Source organism: Pseudonocardia sp. ICBG601, assembly GCF_020496245.1.
In genome coordinates, this window is the sequence record NZ_JAHLJA010000264.1 from 1 (window position 1) to 2,286 (window position 2,286).

At 72.7% G+C, this 2,286-nt stretch carries 2 protein-coding genes and 1 pseudogene; 2 read left to right on the forward strand and 1 reads right to left on the reverse strand.

Annotation, left to right across the window (positions count from 1 at the left end):
- Window positions 1–226: pseudogene (locus KPL57_RS64760) on the reverse strand (hypothetical protein); the annotation flags it as partial.
- Between the two features lie 154 nt (window positions 227–380).
- Between KPL57_RS64760 and KPL57_RS64765 the strand changes: the two are divergent.
- Together KPL57_RS64765 and KPL57_RS64770 are read left to right on the forward strand one after the other, a co-directional pair.
- On the forward strand, window positions 381–1,169 hold the full coding sequence (locus KPL57_RS64765) for an SDR family oxidoreductase (RefSeq protein ID WP_226359410.1): 789 nt from the start codon (window positions 381–383) through the stop codon (window positions 1,167–1,169).
- Between the two features lie 17 nt (window positions 1,170–1,186).
- Window positions 1,187–2,286 (forward strand): NAD(P)/FAD-dependent oxidoreductase (locus KPL57_RS64770; RefSeq protein ID WP_226359411.1); only part of this gene is annotated, 1,100 nt, incomplete at its 3' end.

Consider the following 2,286-nt stretch of genomic DNA (forward strand, 5'->3'; position numbering starts at 1 on the left):
GCACGAACGACTGCAGCGGCTCCGGTCGGATCCGCACCGCCGATCCGTAGGCCAGGTAGGAGAGCCCGACCGCGCCGATCCCGGCCGCGTTGAAGCGCACGGCCCGGCTCGTGCGGCCGTCGAGGGGTTCGAGCCGGTGCGGGCAGAACACCTCGCCGACCCGCTCGCGCGCCTCGTCGAGGTCGGGCGAACGCACCCTGCGGTAGCCGTTCAGCACCTCGGTCACGGCGCCTCCTCGGGTCCGTCCACACGTCGTCGTCGGGGCTCGCGCCGGGCGGACAGCGTCCGCGCTGCGGGGATAGCCCCAGGTCACTGTATAGCCGAACTATGACCGTGTTCACAGTCCCGCTAGACGACGCCGTCGTTCCCGGAGGTTCCCGATGGCACAGCCACCCGCCCTGACCGGCCGAACGGTGCTGGTGACCGGAGGCTCGACCCTCGTCGGGCACGGGGTCGTCCGCGCCCTGCACGCGGCGGGTGCAGCCGTCGCGGTCGCCGACATCGACGCCGAGGGCGTCAAGCCGCTGCTCGACGAGCTCGGCGAGCGCGTCGCGTTCCACCCGACCGACGTCACCGACGACGACGCCGTGGCCGCCACCGTCGCCGCGGTGGCCGTCGACGGCCTGCACGGGCTGGTCAACCTCGCCTGCACCTACCTCGACGACGGCGCCGACACCGGCCGCGCCGACTGGCTGCGCGCCCTGGACGTCAACCTCGTCTCGGCCGTCCAGGTCAGCCGCGCCGCTCGCCCGCACCTCGCCGCGACCGGCGGCGCGATCGTCACGTTCACGTCGATCTCGTCGAAGGTCGCCCAGGCCGGCCGGTGGGTGTACCCGGCGTCGAAGGCGGCGTTGGTGCAGGTCACGCGCTCGATGGCGATGGACTTCGCCGCCGACGGCATCCGCGTCAACTCCGTCAGCCCCGGCTGGACCTGGTCGAAGATCATGGACGACCTCAGCGGCGGCGACCGCGCCAAGACCGACCGCGTCGCCGCGCCCTTCCACCTCACCGGCCGCGTCGGCGACCCCGACGAGGTCGGCGCCGTCGTCGCCTTCCTGCTGTCGCCCGCGGCGTCCGGAGTGACCGGCGCCGACTGGGCTGTCGACGGCGGCTACTCCGCCATGGGCCCCGAACGGGCCGTCCCCGCCATCCCGCAGCTCGCCGAGTGACTCCGAGGAACCCCGCCATGCGCATCGCGATCGTCGGGGCCGGGTTCGCCGGCCTCTCCTCCGCCAAGGTCCTGACCGGCTTCGGCCACGACGTCGTCGTCTACGAGAAGGCGCCCGACGTCGGCGGCGTCTGGAGCGCCGTCCGCCGCTACCCGGGCCTGACCACGCAGAACGACAAGGGCACGTACTCGCTCTCCGACTTCCCCATGCCGAAGCACTACCCGGAGTGGCCGAGCGGGCAGCAGGTGCAGGAGTACCTGGAGGCCTACGCGCGGCACTTCGGGATCCGCGAGAACGTGCGCACCTCGACCGAGGTGCTCTCCGCCGAGCCGCGCGCGGGCGGCGGCTGGACCGTCACGACCACCGCGGGGAGCGAGGAGTTCGACCACCTCGTCGTCGCGAACGGGATCTTCTCCGAGCCGTTCCTGCCCGAGCTGCCCGGCGCCGACGCGTTCCGCGCGGCGGGCGGGCGCTACTGCCCGCCCTCGGACGTCGCGGCGCTCGACGACGTCCGCGACAAGCACGTCGTCGTGATCGGGTACGGGAAGTCCGCGTGCGACGTCGCCGTGGCGCTCGACGAGGTCTCGGCGTCGACGACCGTCGTGGCGCGCGAGCTGCTCTGGAAGATGCCGCGCAGGATCGCGGGCGCGCTGAACTACAAGTACCTGCTGCTCACGAGGCTGGGGGAGGGGCTGTTCCGCTACGCCCAGCTCGTCGGCTTCGAACGCTTCCTGCACGGCCCGGGCAAGGGCGTCCGCGACGCCATGATGAGCAGCCTCCAGGGACAGATCGTGCGGCAGCTGCGGTTGAAGCAGCTCGGGCTGGTGCCCGACGGCTCGCTCGAGGACATCGCCCGCTCCACCGTCAGCCTCGCCACCGAGGGCTTCTACGAGGCCGTCGCCGACGGTTCGATCACCGTGCGGCGCGACACCCTCGTCACCGGGCTCGGCGTCCGCGACGGCGGACCGGTCGCGATCGTCGGCGACGGGACGGAGGTCCGTGCCGACCTGGTCGTCGCCGCGACCGGCTTCCACCAGCGCGTCCCGTTCCTCTCGCAGGACGTGCGCGACCGGCTCGTGGACGAGCGCGGCAACTTCGAGCTGTACCGCCAGATCCA